The following is a 1,008-nucleotide window of genomic DNA, read 5'->3' as shown; positions in this document are numbered from 1 at the left end:
ACGCCCTCGGACCAGCCGGTGCCGTCGGCGTCGTCGGAGAAGGACTTGCAGCGGCCGTCGGCGGACAGACCGCGCTGACGCGAGAACTCCACGAACGTGGTGGGCGTGGCCATGACCGTGGCACCGCCGGCGAGGGCCAGATCGCACTCGCCGTTGCGCAGCGCGGCCGCGGCCATGTGCAGGGCCACCAGCGAGGAGGAGCAGGCAGCAGCAGGCGCTGCTGGGGGTCGGTGGCGGTCGCCTCGCGCGGCGACATGCCGAAGAACTCCCGGTCGAACAGGTCGGCGTCGTGCAGGAAGCCGCCCTGGCGGACGTACGACGTGCCCACCTGGTCCGGGTCCGGGTCGTAGAGCTTCTCGATGTCCCAGCCCCGGTTGGACGGGAACTCGCTGATGGCGTCGACCCCGCCCGCGACCAGTTCCCACAGGTCCTCGGGAGAGGACACACCGCCCGGGTAGTTGGGGTGGTCGAAGACGAGGGTGCTCGGCAGGCGCAGGCCGGTGGCGTTGTTGAGCTGGTTGCGCAGTTCGACGGCGGTCAGGGAGTCGAAGCCCAGCTCCTGGAAGGCACGTTGGACGTCGACGGCTGTGGCGTCGGCGTGCCCGAGGACCGTGGCGACCTGGGTGCGTACCAGGTCGGTGAGGGCCTGCTCGCGTTCCTCCGGGGACAGGCTGCCCAGACGCTCGGCCGGCGAAGAGGCGGCCGCGCCCCGCGCGTCGCTCGCGCGTCGCGGTCCGGCGGGGACCAGGGCGCGCAGGAGCGGGCTCGGCGGTTCGTGCCGTGCGCGCAGGGCCGCGGTGTCGATGCGGCTGACCGCGAGGACCGGTTCGCTGCCCGCGAGGGCGGCGTCGAACAGCTCCATCGCCTCGTCCGCGCGCAGCGGCAGGAGCCCCAGGCGCTTGATGCGCTGCAGGTCTGTTTCGTTCAGTTCGCCGCTGATGGTGCTGGTCTGGTTCCACAGGCCCCAGGCGAGGGAGGTGGCGGGCAGTCCGTGGGCTGTGCGGTGTT

At 72.3% G+C, this 1,008-nt stretch carries 1 pseudogene; it reads right to left on the bottom strand.

Annotation, left to right across the window (positions count from 1 at the left end):
• Positions 1–1,008: pseudogene (locus tag IG05_RS49850) on the bottom strand (beta-ketoacyl synthase N-terminal-like domain-containing protein); the annotation flags it as partial.

This window comes from Streptomyces sp. NRRL S-1022, from assembly GCF_000720135.1.
Lineage (GTDB): Bacteria > Actinomycetota > Actinomycetes > Streptomycetales > Streptomycetaceae > Streptomyces.
The sequence above is the reverse complement of the archived record's forward strand: the minus strand, read 5'-3'. Positions and strand labels throughout refer to the sequence as shown.